At 40.7% G+C, this 16,699-nt stretch carries 21 protein-coding genes; 14 read left to right on the top strand and 7 right to left on the bottom strand.

Going from position 1 to position 16,699, the window contains the following annotated elements; translation table 11 throughout:
- Positions 1-16 precede the first annotated feature (16 nt).
- The 4 genes from AC0L7Q_RS12075 to AC0L7Q_RS12060 all read right to left on the bottom strand — a co-directional run bounded on the left by AC0L7Q_RS12075 (position 17) and on the right by AC0L7Q_RS12060 (position 2,819).
- Positions 17-844 (bottom strand): mechanosensitive ion channel family protein, encoded by an 828-nt coding sequence (locus AC0L7Q_RS12075; protein WP_413400663.1) that lies wholly within the window; start codon positions 842-844, stop codon positions 17-19.
- Between the two features lie 37 nt (positions 845-881).
- On the bottom strand, positions 882-1,610 hold the full coding sequence (locus AC0L7Q_RS12070) for an LrgB family protein (RefSeq protein ID WP_409423718.1): 729 nt from the start codon (positions 1,608-1,610) through the stop codon (positions 882-884).
- Positions 1,603-1,956 (bottom strand): CidA/LrgA family protein, encoded by a 354-nt coding sequence (locus AC0L7Q_RS12065; RefSeq protein ID WP_198523574.1) that lies wholly within the window; start codon positions 1,954-1,956, stop codon positions 1,603-1,605. Before AC0L7Q_RS12065 ends, AC0L7Q_RS12070 begins: the two co-directional genes overlap by 8 nt.
- Before the next feature lie 71 nt (positions 1,957-2,027).
- Positions 2,028-2,819, bottom strand: a complete 792-nt coding sequence (locus tag AC0L7Q_RS12060) for a crotonase/enoyl-CoA hydratase family protein (protein ID WP_413400662.1) — start codon at positions 2,817-2,819, stop codon at positions 2,028-2,030.
- A gap of 286 nt (positions 2,820-3,105) precedes the next feature.
- On the opposite strand from AC0L7Q_RS12060, the gene AC0L7Q_RS12055 reads away from it, so the two are divergent.
- The 3 genes from AC0L7Q_RS12055 to AC0L7Q_RS12045 are packed head-to-tail and all read left to right on the top strand — an operon-like array spanning position 3,106 to position 4,798.
- Positions 3,106-3,426, top strand: a complete 321-nt coding sequence (locus tag AC0L7Q_RS12055) for an HI1450 family dsDNA-mimic protein (RefSeq protein ID WP_013465646.1) — start codon at positions 3,106-3,108, stop codon at positions 3,424-3,426.
- 46 nt (positions 3,427-3,472) lie between these two features.
- The gene (locus AC0L7Q_RS12050) at positions 3,473-4,285 is read left to right on the top strand and encodes a DUF481 domain-containing protein (RefSeq protein ID WP_413402873.1); all 813 of its coding nucleotides are present in this window, start codon (positions 3,473-3,475) and stop codon (positions 4,283-4,285) included.
- A gap of 27 nt (positions 4,286-4,312) precedes the next feature.
- The gene (locus AC0L7Q_RS12045) at positions 4,313-4,798 is read left to right on the top strand and encodes a hypothetical protein (RefSeq protein WP_413400661.1); all 486 of its coding nucleotides are present in this window, start codon (positions 4,313-4,315) and stop codon (positions 4,796-4,798) included.
- Positions 4,799-4,854: 56 nt separating this feature from the next.
- Here AC0L7Q_RS12045 and AC0L7Q_RS12040 read toward each other — a convergent pair whose 3' ends face one another.
- Positions 4,855-5,340, bottom strand: a complete 486-nt coding sequence (locus AC0L7Q_RS12040; RefSeq protein ID WP_008111743.1) for an FKBP-type peptidyl-prolyl cis-trans isomerase — start codon at positions 5,338-5,340, stop codon at positions 4,855-4,857.
- An 11-nt stretch (positions 5,341-5,351) separates the two neighbouring features.
- Positions 5,352-6,263: a CAF17-like 4Fe-4S cluster assembly/insertion protein YgfZ gene (gene ygfZ, locus AC0L7Q_RS12035; RefSeq protein WP_138609338.1), complete on the bottom strand. Its 912-nt coding sequence runs from the start codon at positions 6,261-6,263 to the stop codon at positions 5,352-5,354.
- 150 nt (positions 6,264-6,413) lie between these two features.
- Between ygfZ and AC0L7Q_RS12030 the strand changes: the two genes are divergently transcribed.
- Positions 6,414-6,665, top strand: a complete 252-nt coding sequence (locus AC0L7Q_RS12030; RefSeq protein ID WP_010387788.1) for an FAD assembly factor SdhE — start codon at positions 6,414-6,416, stop codon at positions 6,663-6,665.
- A 55-nt stretch (positions 6,666-6,720) separates the two neighbouring features.
- Positions 6,721-7,077 (top strand): hypothetical protein, encoded by a 357-nt coding sequence (locus AC0L7Q_RS12025; protein WP_178956868.1) that lies wholly within the window; start codon positions 6,721-6,723, stop codon positions 7,075-7,077.
- Here the strand turns inward: AC0L7Q_RS12025 and nadB are convergent.
- Positions 7,052-8,662: an L-aspartate oxidase gene (gene nadB / locus AC0L7Q_RS12020; RefSeq protein ID WP_055013219.1), complete on the bottom strand. Its 1,611-nt coding sequence runs from the start codon at positions 8,660-8,662 to the stop codon at positions 7,052-7,054. The two genes, AC0L7Q_RS12025 and nadB, sit on opposite strands and share 26 nt — an antisense overlap.
- 244 nt (positions 8,663-8,906) lie before the next feature.
- Between nadB and rpoE the strand changes: the two genes are divergently transcribed.
- From rpoE to recO, 9 genes are all read left to right on the top strand, one after another.
- Positions 8,907-9,488, top strand: coding sequence for an RNA polymerase sigma factor RpoE (rpoE, locus tag AC0L7Q_RS12015; protein WP_010387792.1), 582 nt, complete (start codon positions 8,907-8,909; stop codon positions 9,486-9,488).
- Position 9,489: 1 nt separating this feature from the next.
- Positions 9,490-10,104 (top strand): sigma-E factor negative regulatory protein, encoded by a 615-nt coding sequence (locus AC0L7Q_RS12010; RefSeq protein ID WP_413400660.1) that lies wholly within the window; start codon positions 9,490-9,492, stop codon positions 10,102-10,104.
- A gap of 4 nt (positions 10,105-10,108) precedes the next feature.
- Positions 10,109-11,062: a MucB/RseB C-terminal domain-containing protein gene (locus AC0L7Q_RS12005; protein WP_138608161.1), complete on the top strand. Its 954-nt coding sequence runs from the start codon at positions 10,109-10,111 to the stop codon at positions 11,060-11,062.
- A complete protein-coding gene (locus tag AC0L7Q_RS12000) occupies positions 11,063-11,512 on the top strand; it encodes a SoxR reducing system RseC family protein (protein ID WP_138608159.1) in 450 nt (149 codons plus the stop codon).
- A 122-nt stretch (positions 11,513-11,634) separates the two neighbouring features.
- A complete protein-coding gene (gene lepA, locus AC0L7Q_RS11995) occupies positions 11,635-13,422 on the top strand; it encodes a translation elongation factor 4 (protein WP_138608157.1) in 1,788 nt (595 codons plus the stop codon).
- 18 nt (positions 13,423-13,440) lie between these two features.
- A complete protein-coding gene (gene lepB / locus AC0L7Q_RS11990; protein ID WP_138608155.1) occupies positions 13,441-14,376 on the top strand; it encodes a signal peptidase I in 936 nt (311 codons plus the stop codon).
- Between the two features lie 2 nt (positions 14,377-14,378).
- A complete protein-coding gene (gene rnc / locus AC0L7Q_RS11985) occupies positions 14,379-15,056 on the top strand; it encodes a ribonuclease III (protein WP_413400657.1) in 678 nt (225 codons plus the stop codon).
- On the top strand, positions 15,046-15,978 hold the full coding sequence (gene era / locus AC0L7Q_RS11980) for a GTPase Era (protein ID WP_413400656.1): 933 nt from the start codon (positions 15,046-15,048) through the stop codon (positions 15,976-15,978). Before rnc ends, era begins: the two co-directional genes overlap by 11 nt.
- A 20-nt stretch (positions 15,979-15,998) precedes the next feature.
- On the top strand, positions 15,999-16,691 hold the full coding sequence (gene recO / locus AC0L7Q_RS11975; protein ID WP_010387802.1) for a DNA repair protein RecO: 693 nt from the start codon (positions 15,999-16,001) through the stop codon (positions 16,689-16,691).
- Positions 16,692-16,699 lie beyond the last annotated feature (8 nt).

The following is a 16,699-nucleotide window of genomic DNA, read 5'->3' as shown; positions in this document are numbered from 1 at the left end:
AGTTATATTTGTAGTGCTAGTTATTTTTATTAAGTGTAACAATTCGCTGTGGAAACGGAATTTCTATATTGGCATTGTTAATTGCTTTATACACGCTGGCGTTAATAGCGAGCTTAGTTTCAATAATTTTAGTGGTAGGAACCCAGTATCTATAGCTAATAGTAACGCCGCTATCAGCAAAGCGTTCTATGCCAACTTGTGCATTGGGTTGTTTAGCAACCAGTTCGTGATTAGCTAATGCGTTTTCAATAAGGCTGATCGCGGTATCACTGCAGGCGCTGTAGGCTATGTCTATTTCACCTTTTACTAAGGAGTAGCTAAATGAGTTATGCAGAATTTCGCCAACAATATGTTTGTTGGGAATGGTTATTTCTACTTTTTCTTCATTAATTAATACGGTGTGACCCAGCTCAATGAGTTTTACTTGGCCGCTAACGCCTTTTATTTCTATGGTATCGCCCACCACAAATGGCCGCGTGGCAATAATTGCAAGCCCGGCGCCATAATTAGAAAGCATGCCTTGTAATGCTAAGCCAGCACCTAAAGAAGCGGCACCTATTGCAGCAACAAACGGGGTAACACTAATGCCAATTTTACCAAGCGCAATTATGATCACCATAATGATCAGTAATACTTTAACGACATTACTAACAAAGTTGGTCAAGGTGATATCGACGTTATGTCGCGTCATCAAATTGGCAACACCTGCAGCGAGCTTTTTCGCTACCCACAGACCAACCAATAGAATAAAAATAGCGCCGACAATTTGCATACTGTAGGTAACTAAATATTCAGTAAGTAGGGCGTAGTACTTTTCAAATTGCTGAATTTCAGAACTGATCATGTCGACTCTATTTTAGCGATAGTGTTTTATCTGCTTATCATAACAAAGTGTTAACTAAAATTGGATATATTATTGGCACAATTACAGCAGTTAATAACGCACTCAATGCCATGGCTACTGATGAAAACGCCCCTATTTTTGGATGCTCGGCAATTGCAGCCGCGGTGCCTATAGCATGGCACGCGGTACCGATTGCGATTCCTTGTGCCTCAAAGTTAAATATTTTAATTAGTTTTAGTAATAAAATGCCAAATAAAGCGCCGAGTAAACCAATAAAAATAACCATGGCAGCGGCTAGCGAGCTGATCCCGCCAAGTGAGTCGGTGACAAGTAATGCAATAGGTGTAGTAACGCTTAGTGCGGCAACTGAGGCGCTCAGTTGCGAGGGGACAGCAAATAAAACGCTTAATACAAAAGCCACCAGTGTGGCGTTAATAATACCAATACTGCAGGTGACTAAAATAAGTAAAAAGTTTTTACGTACGTGCATAAATTGCTGATATAGCGGCAAGGCCAAAGCGACTATGGCCGGCTCTAATAACCACGTTAACAACCGACTATGCGATGCAAACTGTGAATAGGGTAATTTAAGGTTAACGAGTAGTAAGGCAATAATGCCGATGCTTAAAAAAACGGGGTTGGTTAATGATTTTAAAATACTCTGATTGATTTTAAGATTAACTGCCCTTAGTGCAATAAAAAGGATAATAATAAATGGAATAGTTAACCAGCCAAGGCTAAAAATGGCGCTACTGAAATCAGTCATTATTAGTTCTGCCTTTAAAGTAACTCACTAGGCTTGCCACTAAAATTAAACTACTTAAGGGGACTAATAAAATAACGGCAGTTAAGAAAGGCCAATGGGTTTTTATAAGTGCTAAGTGTTCAATAAAACCAACGCCTGCAGGAATAAAGAAAATAGGCATTACATTTAAAATAGGTGTGGCACACGGGGTAAGATGCTGCTCTTTAACAATACCTGATAAAAGTAAAACCAGTAAAATAACCATTGCTAACAGTGGCGCAGGAAAACTGGCATCAATAAAGTGCATAATAAGTTTGCCCGCTGCCAAGCAAAGCAAAATGATAGCGCTACTTAAAAAGTATTTCATGGCGATGACTCAATAAAATAGAGGATTATCACTTTAACAAATAACGCTGTTTTGTGCATTGTGCCTTAGTATTACCAGCGTTTGGCGTTTGCAAACTCAATATCAGTTTTACCTTTTGCTTTAGCTATGGCTTTTTTAGTATTAGGGTTGATTAATAAGCGAATTTGACTCCATGTTTCTTTGGCGAGTATTTTTCGAGCAGGGGCTTTATAGCTTTGTTGAGTTACACGTTTTATTGCTGCTAATGTATCAGGTGAACGTGCTTGTAATGTATCAAGCATTTCTTTAGTTGCTTTATCGGTATCGTCGGTTGTTTTTGTTACTAAACCGAGTTCAAAAGCATGTTGAGCACTAATGGGGTCAGCATGACTTGCTAGCCAAAGTGCTTGGTCGCGTTTAACTAAGCCTGCAAGCATAACATTAGCGCCCATGTCGGGGCATAACCCCCAGCGCGCTTCCATAATGGCGAGTTTGGCATCGTGATGAACAATTCGGTAATCAGCTCCAAGCGCTATTTGCAGGCCACCACCAAGACAGTTTCCGTTAATTTTAGCAATTACAGGCACACTCAATGACTGCCAGCCCAGTACGACTTTTTGCGCTAGGTTTTGATTACCAGGAAGCCATTTGAATAGGAGCTTTATGATATTGAATGGCGAGACCATGACCGCGTTAATATCGAGCCCTGCACAAAAGTGTTCGCCCTCACCGGTTAATACAACCGCACGAATACTGGCGTCTTTTTTTATATTTTTAATCACTTTGTTAAGCTCAACAAACATAGTAAAGCTTAAGGCATTTTGTTTTTCTACACGATGTAATGTGACGGTAGCGATACCCTGTTTTTTTTCTAATTTAATCATTGTTCACTCCTCTGACCTGTTGTTTGAGCTTATGTTTTTATTGATGTTAAGTAAAGTGGGTGAAGGTGAATAAAAACAAACTGAATTTTTAATACACGTGGGGCTAGCTATCTTTGATGGCTATTTAATCTTCCAAGGTCAACAGACCCGTGTGCTAACCAATTTAATAATATCTATAAGTATTAGGAATAAATAAAAAAGTCAGTAATTAACGTGTTTTTTTATCAAAACCCTAGCAACTTTTGATATTATGATTGCCACTTAAAAGCTCAGAGGTTAACCATTCATGTCAGGTCCACGTTTATTTACGGTAGAAGAAGCAACTCATCAAGCTTATGATATTTTTTTAGAGCTGGCTCCCAATAATTTAAGCGACAAAGATGTTGAAGAATTTAACCTACACCGTGAAGAACTAGGCTTTATTGAAGAAGATGAGCCCGATGAACAGTGGCAAGACTTTGTTGCCCTAGAAATTGAACCTGAGCATTTTATTCAAGTATTAGTGGGCCTTGAGTTTGATAACGAAGACGTATTATTTGCGAAAATTCTAATTAGCCGTGATAAAGACGCGCCTTTTTGTCATATTTTGTGGAAAGAAAGTGAATAACCACCTCTCTGCTTTTTTGTTATTGCCATTTGCAAGAGAACGTATTTTGCGATGCTTCTTTGTATTACTGCTTTTATTATTTAGCTGCTTTAGCTGGGCCGTTGATCCCTTTGAAGATTTTCATCAATATGGGGAACTCTCAGATGAAGAAATTCATGAGTTACACAAAGGCGAAGTGTTGTACGGCGATACCGAATTTGGTTTTATTTTAAGTAAAGGTAACACTAATTCCACCAGTTTTAAGCTTAAAGGGAATCTTTATCAAGATTTTGAAAACTGGCGAAATCAATTCAAAATAGACTCCTTGTACAAACGTGATGAAAACGAAGAAACGGGCGAGTCGGATGTGACCGCTAATCGGGTGTTTTTCTCTGCACAAGGTAACTATAAAGTAGGGGTTAAAAACTCGTCGTTCTTTATTTACGGGGATTATGAGGAAGATCAATTTAGCGGTCTTGATTTTAAAAGTACGATAGCAACCGGTTATGGTGCACGTGTTTATCAAGGGGTTAAAAATAAAGTAGATATAGATATTGGCCCAGGTTTATATCGCTCAGTTGCTGATGATGAGTCAACAGCACTTGAAGACGATAAAGACAAAATGGGTTATTTACTTCGTATTGCAATGCAGTGGGAGAGGTTAGTATCTAAGCGTACCCGATTTAATCAAGATATCAGTATAGAACAGTCTTTGTCTGGGCTTAACTCTCGGTTAAAGTCAGAAACGGCCTTAATTAGCCAAGTGGTTGGCGCGGTATCGCTTAAGTTTGCTTATATGTATCGTTATAATTCTAAGCCTGAAGAAGATAAGCTTAAATACGATTCAGAGCTCAGTGCAACCTTAGTGTACAGTTTTTAATTTTTTAACTTTTTAATAGAGAGTGTTATGTATCAGCATAAGCAGTATGCGGTATTTATATTTGTAGTATTAGCGTGGATCAGCGGTTTTGTTGCGCTTGCATGGAATTTAATTGGTGCCGATGCCCCGTTAATCGTATTTGCTGGTATTTTAGTGCTGGTGGGCTTTTTGTTCCACGGTTTAACCATTAAAGTTGACGAAACTCATATTAGCTGGGCGTTTGGCCCAGGTGTTGCTGGCCAAAAGTTAGCATTAGAAGATATTGTCGATGTAAAAGCAGTACAAAACTCATACCGCCATGGTATTGGTATTCGCATTACACACGATGGTTGGATTTATACGGTATCAGGCTTTAGTGCGGTGCAATTAACGCTTAAAGATGGTAGCCAGTATCGCTTAGGTACGAATGACCAAGCAGGATTAGTTGCTGCGCTTGAAGATAAAATAACCCCTGTTGAAATGCCAGCTGCAGAGCCTCAAGCCAAATTACGAACACAAAATAATATGCTATAAAAAAAGCGCCTTAGGCGCTTTTTTTATAAACTTATAGCAATTTTACTAAGCGGGTTTTAGTGCTCGTGGCCACAGCCGCCTTCGCCATGTACGTGGCCATGCTCAAGCTCTTCGGCTGTTGCATCGCGTACTTCTAAAATTTCTACATCAAAGTTAAGTGTAATACCGGCAAGTGGGTTATTACCATCAACAATCACTTCTTCGTCTTGAATATCGATGATCATTACTGATTGGTCGCCGTCATCGGTGGTTGCACGAAATTGCATGCCCACTTCAATTTCCATACCTTCAAACATTGATTTTGGTACGGCTTGCATTAAGTGATCATGACGCTCACCGTAACCTTCTTCAGGCTCCACTTTTACGCTTAGTGTATCGCCAGCTTGCTTGCCTTGCAGCGCGTTTTCAAGCCCTGAGATCAGGTAGCCTGTACCAACGATAAAAATTAATGGCTCACCGCCAAATGAGTTATCAATGGTATTGCCGTCATTATCTAAAACAGAGTAATGCATTTTTACCACTTTATTTGCTGCAACGATCATAGTCATTCCTATTATTCATCTTCAAGAGAGTAAGGTAGAGGCAGAATGTTTAGCTCTACCGAAGGGGTGTGTTTTGCACGAAGAGTCTGATCGATATCAGTATCGTTTGGCAACACGACCAAACCAGTTAAAGTCTGTGTTTGTTCATTATAGCTTTGCGCAATAAGTTTACCTGCGCGGCGCCAGTTTTCACCTAATTGGGTTTCAATATCAGGCTCATCAAGTTGTCCTTCGCTTTGCCCAGAGACGATATACATGGCACGTTTGTTTTTGCCCAGATACTTCATACGTGCAACGGTTTCTTGGCCTGTGTAGCAACCCTTTTTAAAACTAATGCCGTTAATGGCTTGCAGGTTAACCATTTGCGGTACGTATTCATCAATCGCATCAACACTTAATTGCGGTTCACCAGCAAGTATAGATGCTTGCTGCCATAGCGCATCGTCATCGAGGGTCGACACATCGTCAGGTAGGCAAAATTGGCTATTAACCATCAGTAAAATGCGGTTTGATCCAAGCTTAAGAGCTTTACCGTGAGCGAAATCACAAGCCGTGGCGTTATCGCTAAAGTGAATGTCGAGTTGTGTGAGTAAGCCTGTTAGGTCATCACCAAGTAAACCAATTAATCGCTCTGAGGCTTTATTAATTTCAACTTTTGCAAATACAGCATATTTTTTTAATTCAGCAAGAGAGCGTTCTACTTCTGCACTTGAGCCTGTTAAAAAGTAACTTTGTTGATAAGAAAATAACTTAAATACACCCCATAACTTACCTTTTGCACTACAGTGACCTGCCCACAAAAAGTTATCGTTGTTAAGTTTATTTAGATCTTGAGTGATTTGTCCGTGTAGGTACGATAATTTATCTGCGCCTGAGAGGCTAATAACCTGATGTGATAAAGGACATGCATAAACCTGAGACATAAACACCTTCTTTGCAATAACAAATGAGGCCACATAATAACGTAGTTAAAGCGTATGGTACAGCGACTAACAGACGATGTTTTTATAACTTAGTGCTGTTAAATTAACGCGTATTTGGTAAACTCGAGTTAATTAAATATGAGGTTTAAAATGGTTGAAATACATAGTAAAGCACGTATCCGTTGGGCTTGTCGCCGTGGCATGTTAGAGCTAGATGTTTTGTTTATGCCGTTTGTTGAAGAAGCTTATGACTCGTTAGATGCTAAACAGCAAGCGATTTTTCAGCGTCTATTAACCCAAGAAGACCCAGATTTATTCGCTTGGTTTATGGGCCATGAAGAATGTAAAGACGCAGAGCTAAACAGCATGGTTCAGCTAATTTTAGACCGAGTTCGTGTATAGATTTACCGTTACAGATAATAAAACAGACCACAAACCGATTGTGGTCTTTTTTTGTGTGCTGACTTTAGTGTTGTGCCTATTTATGAACTCGGTGGTGGCAACTCTTTTTTGTATTGCACTTAATACACTTGCTGGCATTATTGTTTGGCGAAAAATCGTGGCTGCTCAACCACAGCAAGGCATTATACTCTTAGAGCCGAATCAATTTCGTTTTGAAGGATCAGGCAGGCAAATTCAAGGGCTCATTAGTAACCAAAGCCGGTTACTTGGTCAGAGTGTGTGGCTGTATATTAATGGCTTTAGTAAAAACTATTGGCTGATTATCTCAGCCAATAGTGTTGATAAGCAAAGCTATGCGCGCTTGAAACGGGCAACGCTTGAAGCAATTAATTACGTAGAGGAGTCAAAATAGTGGGCGTTGGGTTCTCATTTTGCTCTGGATAATCAATAGTAAAGTGTAGTCCACGACTTTCTTTACGTTCCATAGCACTTCTAATTATAAGCTCGGCAACTTGTACTAAGTTACGTAACTCAAGTAAGTTATTGCTTACTCTAAAGTTTGCGTAATAATCGTGTATTTCCTGTTGTAGCAGTTCAACACGATGCAGCGCACGTTCAAGGCGTTTAGTTGAACGTACAATCCCAACATAATCCCACATAAATAATCGTAGCTCATGCCAGTTATGGGTGATCACGATTTCTTCATCTGAATTAGATACACGGCTTTCATCCCAACTAGGTAAATCTACCAGCGCGGGTGCGGTCTCTATTTTACTTAAAATGTCTTTTGCTGCTGCATGGGCAAATACAATGCACTCTAATAATGAGTTACTTGCCATGCGGTTAGCACCATGTAAGCCGGTATAAGCCACTTCACCCACAGCGTATAAATTTGCTAAATCCGTTTTGCCGTTAAAGTCGGTCATTACGCCACCACAGGTGTAATGTGCCGCAGGAACGACAGGGATTGCTTCTTTGGTTATATCAAGCCCTACGCTCAAGCATTTAGCGTAAATAGTAGGGAAGTGTTCAATAATAAAATCTTTGTCTTTATGGCTAATATCTAAATATAAGCAATTTGCGCCAAGGCGTTTCATTTCAAAGTCGATAGCTCGCGCTACAATATCGCGCGGAGCGAGTTCTTCTCGTTCATCAAACTCTTTCATAAAGCGAGTGCCATCAGGGCGTTTTAAATAGGCCCCTTCACCACGCATTGCTTCGGTAATTAAAAAGTTTTGTAATTCCGGGTGGTAAAGACTGGTTGGATGAAATTGATTAAATTCCATATTAGCAACGCGACACCCTGCACGCCATGCCATTGCTATGCCATCACCGCTAGAAACATCAGGGTTAGAGGTGTAAAGGTACACTTTACTTGCGCCACCGGTTGCTAAGGCAACAAATTTTGCGCCAATGGTTTCTACTTTTTTGGCCTTTTTATTCCACACATGCATACCGTGAACATGTGACCCCGTTTTACCGATATTTTTATCTGTAATTAAATCAATCGCATTATAATGCTCTAACAAGGTGATATTACTGTGCGCTTGAACTTGGCTAATCAGCGTTGTTTGCACTGCTTTGCCAGTAGCATCGGCGGCATGCAAAATGCGTCGATGGCTATGACCCCCTTCGCGGGTTAAATGAAAGCGCTCTTTACCTTTACTATCAAATTCCATATCAAAAGGCACGCCTTGGTCAATCAACCATTGTAGGCAGTCATGTGCATTACTGGCAGTGTAATGAACAGCTTCTCTGTCACACAAACCGCCACCTGCATCTAAGGTATCTTCAACGTGAGACTCTATACTGTCATTTTTTTTATCAAAAACAGCGGCAATTCCGCCTTGGGCGTAAAGAGTAGAACCTTCGGTTAATTCACCTTTACTGATCACGGTAACGTTACAGTAATTAGCCAAAGATAAAGCAAGTGATAAGCCTGCTGCGCCGCTACCAATAATAGCGACATCGGTAATGTGATGTTTATTTTGGTTCATCTGTGAGGTACTTTGCGGTTACAATGCTCAGATAGAGCAATATTTATTTTTAATACTTACAGTTGTACCATATTTGTTGAACTACTACTAAGTGGTTTTAGCGTATAAACGCGTAATTTGTAGCTATTTTATAAAAAAACAATATGAGTCAGAACTTTTTATTCATCTAGGGGTCAGAGTAGGTGTGAACAATGGCGACACTATGAATAATAAGCAAGAATCAATCAGAGGAGTACCGGCTCGAATGAGCGAGCAGGAATTAGATTTAGCGTTAGTGAAAAGGGTCCAGCAGGGAGATAAAAACGCCTTTAACCTATTAGTTAAGAAGTATCAGAACAAAATAGCCGGTTTGATCTCTCGTTATGTATCAAATCAAGGTGACATTGCTGATGTAGCACAAGAAGCGTTTATTAAAGCGTATCGTGCCCTTCCAAACTTTCGTGGTGATAGTGCTTTTTATACTTGGCTTTACCGTATCGCCGTTAATTGTGCTAAAAATTATTTAGTGGCTCAAGGGCGTAAACCGCCAGCAAATGATATAGATGCTGACGATGCCGAGTTTTATGAAGGTGCAGATTCAATGCGTTCTAACGCGTCACCTGAAAATTTACTATTAAGCGAAGAAGTCCGCGCTGTTATTTTTAATACGATTGATAGTTTGCCTGAAGATCTTAAAACCGCGATTACTCTTAGAGAAATTGAGGGTATGAGCTATGAAGAAATAGCCGTGGTTATGGATTGCCCAGTCGGGACGGTACGTTCGCGTATTTTTCGTGCCCGTGAAGCAATTGATAATAAATTAAACCCATTGATAGGCGAGTCTTAGTATGACAAAAGCACACGTTAACCGCTTAGATAACGAATCGTTATCAGCATTACTTGACGGTGAACAAACATTAAAGGATGCAACTATTGCATCGGATGATGTAGCTACGTTTGGCCGTTACGCGTTAATTGGTGATGCAATGCGAGCTAAAGAAAATAACAATAATATGGACTTTGATATTAGCGAACGCATTTCGTTAGCACTTGAGAGCGAGCCCGTTTATGCAGACTTTAGCCAGTCTCACAATGTGGCTACCGCTTCTAATACCGAAACAGATAATAAAGTAGTGGCGTTTAATTGGCGTAAACCGGTTGCCCAACTAGCAATTGCTGCGAGCGTAGCAATGTTTACTATCGTTGGCGTGAACACCTTACCGCAAGGTGAAGATGTTGTGCAAAACGAAATTCCTTTATTGCAAACCACGCCGTTAACCGGCATGGCGTCGCCTGTAAGCTACTCATCAGCACCTGCACTTGATAACGCAGAGCAAGGTTTACGAGAGCTTCAGCAGCAACGCATTGGCGCATTAGTACTTGAACATCAACGTCAAGCGCGAGTGGCTCATTCGTTAAAAACAGCTAAAACAGATGAAACATCCCCAGAGGAAAAAAACTAATTAGATGAAAGTAATTACTTTTATTATGTCATTGGTGCTGAGTTTTAATACTTTTGCCAATGACACAAACCCTGCTAAAGATTTACTGCTTGAAATGGCCAGTGCAGTTCACACTCGTAATTTCGACGCCTCTTTTGTTGTTGTTAAGGGTAAAAGTATGGAGCCCTACCGCTGGGTGCATGCTAAACAAGGTGATATAGAGCTAGAGCATTTAAGTTTGCTTAATGGTGCAGGCCTTGAAATGATCCGCATTGACGATCAAGTTACCTACTTTGAGCCACAATCAGAACCTTACTCGTTAACAACTGACTCGATTGCAGGCCCCATCCCAGAAGTCTTATTTAAAGATATTAACCGCTTAAGTGCGCATTATGATTTTGTGCTTGGTGGTAAAGGCCGTATTGCGGGGCGTCCTGCTCAGCTGGTTCGAATTGAATCTAAAAACGATGACAAATATAACTATTGGATTTGGATTGATACTGAGTCGTCTTTATTGTTGAAAGCCGCCTATGTGAATCACCAAGGCGAAGCGCTAGAGCAATTACAACTTACCCACATTAGCGTAACTGAGCAACCGGCAAGCTTATTATTGGAAGTACTTAATCGTAATTTTCCAACACCATTACCCGCTAATTCAATTGATGAACAAAGCAAAGCAAATGCTATGAATTGGACTATTGGATGGCTACCTGAAGGGTTTGAATTACTCAAGTCCGATAGACATAAGCTCGACTTAAACAATGAATTAACAGATTACTATTTATTCTCTGATGGATTTGTTGAGGTCTCAGTATTTATACAACGGCCACTACCAGGTAAGCGCTTAAGCGGAGCTCTGACCTCAGGAGCCACCACTATTTATGTGCACAACGGCGGAAATTTTGATGTGTCTGTGGTGGGGAATATACCAACCATGAGCGCCAAAGCGATTGCTGAGTCTGTTTCACGGGCATTATAGATGATAGAACAAACGTTAACCGTCGTGGCCCTTAGTGGCCACGTTGCGCATTTAGAAGCCCAACAAAAACAGGCATGTGAAGGCTGTAATGGACGTTGTGGCTCTCAAGTGTTTAGTAAGTTATTTGGTACTGCCAAAAAAACCTTGCCCTACAAATTTGAAACGCAATTAGAGGTGGGGCAAAAAGTGACCTTGTCACTGGATGATAGCCATGTTGTAAAACATGCCTTTGCCGTTTACATGCTGCCCTTATTTTTAAGTTTAATATTCGCCTTATTGGCTAGTGAATTAATACAATTAGCCGAAGGCTGGCAAATTTTAGCTGCGATATTAGGTGGCATCACCGGCTTCTTAATTGCTAAAACATGGGTGAAATCACTTAGACATGAGATTAAAGTGATAAAAATTCATCCAATTAGCCTTCCTTTAACTCAAATAGATGGTGATTGACGCCAATTAAATGTAAAATTGCGTTTTTATGCCACAGTAACTTGAAAATGCACAGCAAGTATTTTCAAGTTATTTAGGCATGCGACCTTAGTCCTTTAAAATAGAAGTTTAGAATCCAGTTTATGAAGCATATCCGTAATTTTTCGATCATCGCCCACATTGACCATGGTAAATCGACCCTTTCTGACCGTTTGATCCAAGTTTGTGGTGGTTTAACCGACCGTGAAATGCAGAAGCAGGTTCTGGATTCAATGGATATTGAACGTGAACGTGGCATTACCATCAAGGCGCAAAGTGTAACGTTAAACTACAAGGCAAACGATGGTGAAACCTACCAGCTCAACTTTATCGACACTCCTGGTCATGTTGACTTTACTTATGAAGTATCACGCTCACTAGCTGCGTGTGAAGGCGCATTATTGGTTGTTGATGCTGGCCAAGGTGTTGAGGCACAAACATTGGCTAACTGTTATACCGCCATCGAAATGGACTTAGAAGTTATACCGGTTCTAAATAAAATTGATTTACCGCAAGCTGACCCATTACGTGTAGCCGAAGAAATTGAAGACATCATTGGTATTGATGCCCTTGATGCCGTGCAATGTAGTGCTAAAACAGGTGTAGGTATTGCCGAAGTACTTGAAATGATCGTTAAAGATGTACCGCCACCCGTTGGTGAAAAAGACGAGCCATTACAAGCGCTAATTATCGATTCTTGGTTTGACCCGTACCAAGGCGTTGTATCGCTAGTGCGTATCAAACATGGCGAACTTCGCGCGGGCGACAAAATTAAAATCATGTCAAACGAGAACGTACATACCGCAGATCATGTGGGGATTTTTACGCCTAAACAAACTAACACCGGTATTTTACGTACAGGTGAAGTAGGGTTTGTTATTGCCGGTATTAAAGAAATACACGGTGCACCGGTGGGCGATACCATTACTCATCAAAAAAATGCGGCACCAGAGCGCTTACCAGGTTTTCAAAAAATTAAACCACAAGTTTATGCGGGTATGTTCCCAATTGCGTCGGATGATTACGAGTCATTCCGCGATGCACTTAACAAACTAAGCTTAAACGATGCGTCGTTATTCTTTGAACCAGAAAACTCAACCGCGTTAGGGTTTGGTTTCCGTTGTGGCTTCTTAGGTATGCTGCACATGGAAATTATTCAAGAGCGTTTAGAGCGTGAATACGACATTGATTTAATCACCACAGCACCAACGGTTATTTATGAGGTAGTGACTAAAGAGGGCACTACACAAATAGATAACCCGTCTGACCTACCAGCTGTAAACGATATTTTAGAAATACGTGAGCCAGTAGTAGAAGCTAATATTTTAGTACCGCAAGAGTACTTAGGTAGCGTAATCACTTTATGTGTTGATAAACGCGGTATGCAAACTAAAATGAGCTACCATGGTAAGCAAGTTGCAGTAACGTATGAACTGCCAATGGCTGAAGTGGTAATGGACTTCTTTGATAAGCTAAAATCAACCAGTCGTGGTTTTGCGTCGCTTGATTATAACTTTAAGCACTTCCAAACCTCAGACATGGTTCGCGTAGATATACTCATCAATAGCGAGCGTGTTGATGCTCTTGCTATTATTGTACACCGCGATAGCGCGCAGTCTCGTGGTCGTCAGCTTGCTGATGCGCTAAAAGAGCTTATACCACGTCAAATGTTTGATATTGCGATTCAAGCAGCAATTGGTCAGCATGTAATCGCGCGCACAACCGTGAAACAGCTTCGTAAAAACGTAATCGCGAAGTGTTACGGCGGTGACGTGAGTCGTAAGAAAAAATTACTTCAAAAACAAAAAGATGGTAAAAAGCGAATGAAGCAACTTGGTAACGTTGAAGTGCCTCAAGAAGCGTTCTTAGCCATTTTAAAAGTTGGTAAATAAAAAATAAAGGGATAATAAATGGCTGGCTACTTTTCAGTTTTATTGGTGTTATTAACCTTAGGCTCAGGCCTAATATGGTTAATAGATCACTTAATGTTTGCCCCTAAAAGGCAAGAACGTTTGGCACTTGCACAGACTTCTGCCGGTGGCCAACTTGATGAAGAAACCGCAGCATTGATTGCGCCTGAGCCAGTCATTACTGAAACAGCAAAGTCGATTTTTCCGATGATTGCTGCTATCACTATTTTTAGATCGTTTATTTTTGAGCCGTTTCAGATCCCATCGGGTTCGATGATGCCAACCTTATTAGTAGGCGATTTTATTTTAGTGCAAAAGTATTCTTATGGAATTAAAGACCCAGTATGGCGCAGCCAGTTAGTGGATGTGAGCGAACCAGAGCGTGGCGATATTGTTGTTTTTAAATACCCATTAGATGAAAGAGTTGATTATATTAAACGCGCTATAGGCTTACCAGGCGATAAAATTGTTTATCGCGATAAGCGTTTGTATATTCAACCAAAATGTGAAGAAGGCGAAGTTCAAAAAGGCGCGCTTCTTTGCAACGAATTCAATAAAATTGATTTTAAATTAATTAATGATGATGAATTTATGCAAGGCCCAATGGCTTTAGCGCGTTTAAATGAAGATTTAACGACCTCTAGCCATGATATTTTAATCAACCCAAAATCGCCTGAACGTAAAGGGCGTTACTACCAGCAATTGGGCACTCCTGCAGATGAATGGGTGGTGCCTGCTGATCATTACTTTATGATGGGTGACAATCGCGATAACAGCCAAGATAGTCGCTTTTGGGGCTTTGTACCAAAAGAAAACTTGGTGGGTAAAGCTGTCTTTATATGGATGAGTTTTGAATTTGATAATGGCCCAGATGACATTTTACCAGGATGGGTTCCAACTGGTGTTCGTTTTGAACGCCTAGGTAATATTCAGTAACAATGAAAAAAAATGTAACAGAGTTATACAAAAAAATTGGCTACACATTTGCTGATCAAGGCCTACTTGAGCAAGCAATGACGCACCGCAGCCACAAAGGTCAACACAACGAGCGACTCGAATTTTTGGGCGACTCGATTTTGAGCTTTGTAATTGCCAATGCCTTGTACGCTAAATTTCCTAAAGCACGTGAAGGCGATTTAAGCCGCATGCGTTCGACTTTAGTTCGCGGCCAGACGTTAGCTGAATTTGGCCTTGAGTTTGAGCTAGGTGATTACCTGCGTTTAGGTCCAGGCGAGCTAAAAAGTGGCGGGTTTAGACGTGAGTCGACCCTAGCAGATGCAGTGGAAGCTATAATTGGCGCTGTATTTTTAGATTCAGACATTGATCGTTGCGGCGAGCTTATTTTAGCGTGGTATGAATCACGTTTAGATGCTATTTCACCAGGGCTTAACCAAAAAGATCCTAAGACCCTGCTGCAAGAGTATTTGCAAGCTCGTAAGCTATCATTACCTGGCTATACTGTAGTAGACACTAAAGGTCAGGCACACAATCAAACATTCACGGTTGAATGTATCGTTGATGGAATGGATAGCATTATTTCTGTTGGCAGCTCAAGGCGTAAAGCCGAACAAAAAGCGGCCGAAAAAGCATTGAAGATACTTAAAAATGAATCTTGATACCTTAATACAGCCTCATGAAGGCGAAATAGACACATTTTGTGGCATGGTTGCGATTGTTGGCCGTCCTAATGTGGGTAAATCAACCTTGCTTAATGAAATTATTGAGCAAAAAGTCAGTATTACCTCACGTAAGCCACAAACCACGCGCCATCGTATTATGGGTATTCATACTGAGGGTAAACACCAAGCGGTGTACGTAGATACCCCAGGTCTGCATGTTGAAGAAAAGCGTGCCATTAACCGTTTAATGAACCGCGCAGCGTCGAGCTCAATTGGCGATGTTGAACTGATTATTTTTGTTGTTGAAGGCACACATTGGAATGCCGATGACGAGATGGTACTAAATAAAGTGAGCCAAAGTGGCAAGCCGGTATTGTTAGTTATTAACAAAATTGACCAAGTGAAAGATCGCGACCTTGTCCTGCCACACATGAAGTTTTTAGGCGATAAGTTTGACTTTATAGGCATTATGCCTGTCTCTGCGACTCAGGGTAAAAACATTGACCTGATCAAAGAAGAAGTGACTAAACGTTTACCGCCGTGCGAATTTTATTTTCCGGATGACTACGTTACTGACCGCTCAATGCGCTTTATGGCGGCTGAAGTGATCCGTGAAAAGCTTATGCGCTTTATGGGTGAGGAACTACCTTACTCAGTGACTGTGGAAATAGAACAGTTTAAATGGCAAGAAAACGGCGTTTGGCACATCAATGGCCTTATTTTGGTTGAGCGTGAAACGCAAAAGCGCATGGTTATCGGTAACAAAGGCGAAAAGCTAAAAGTAATCGGCCGTGAAGCGCGTAAAGATCTAGAAGAAATGCTTGATAATAAAGTATTTTTAGAGCTATGGGTTAAAGTAAAATCGGGCTGGGCTGACGATGAACGTGCCTTAAGAAGCTTAGGCTACGGTGAAGATTAATAAGTATCGAATAGCCTAATATGGACAGCGACTTTTACAAAGCCTATTTATTACATCGACGTCCCTATAGTGACTCGCAAGTAATGTTAGATATGCTGGTAGAAGGCGTTGGCCAGCTTAGAATGCTCGCACGAGTTAGTGGTCGCCAGGCCACTAAACATAAAGCCCAATTACAACCATTTCAATCCTTACTCGTTCATTACAACGGCAAATACGATTTAAAATATATTAATAAATTTGAGCTCTATGGCAACCCGTTATTCCTAACCGGTGATAAGCTTTACTGTGGCTTTTATTTAAATGAGCTAACGAATCGCATTGTGCCGATTAATGAGCCCATTGATCAAGTTTTTCAACTTTATAAAACACACCTAGAAAACCTTAATAGTGGTACTGACATGCAAGCGGTACTGCGCTCTTATGAATTTCAATTGTTAGAGCTACTAGGATATGGAGTTGATTTTAGTTTTGATGCGGACGGTGAGCCAATTGACGAGGCACAAACGTATAGCTATTTTGCAGAAGTAGGGTTTTCGGTGCAGCATGATACGCGCTCTGGATTCACCGGTTCACAACTTAATGCCATAGCAAATCATGACTTTAGCCAAGCGGATGTGTTATATATGGCAAAGCAATTAAGTCGTTATTTATTAAAGCCATTATTAGGCAATAAGCCATTAAAAAGTCGTGAGTTATTTATTAGCTCTCAATAAACAAATTT

This window comes from Pseudoalteromonas sp. KJ63-1, from assembly GCF_055808145.1.
The sequence above is the reverse complement of the archived record's forward strand: the minus strand, read 5'-3'. Positions and strand labels throughout refer to the sequence as shown.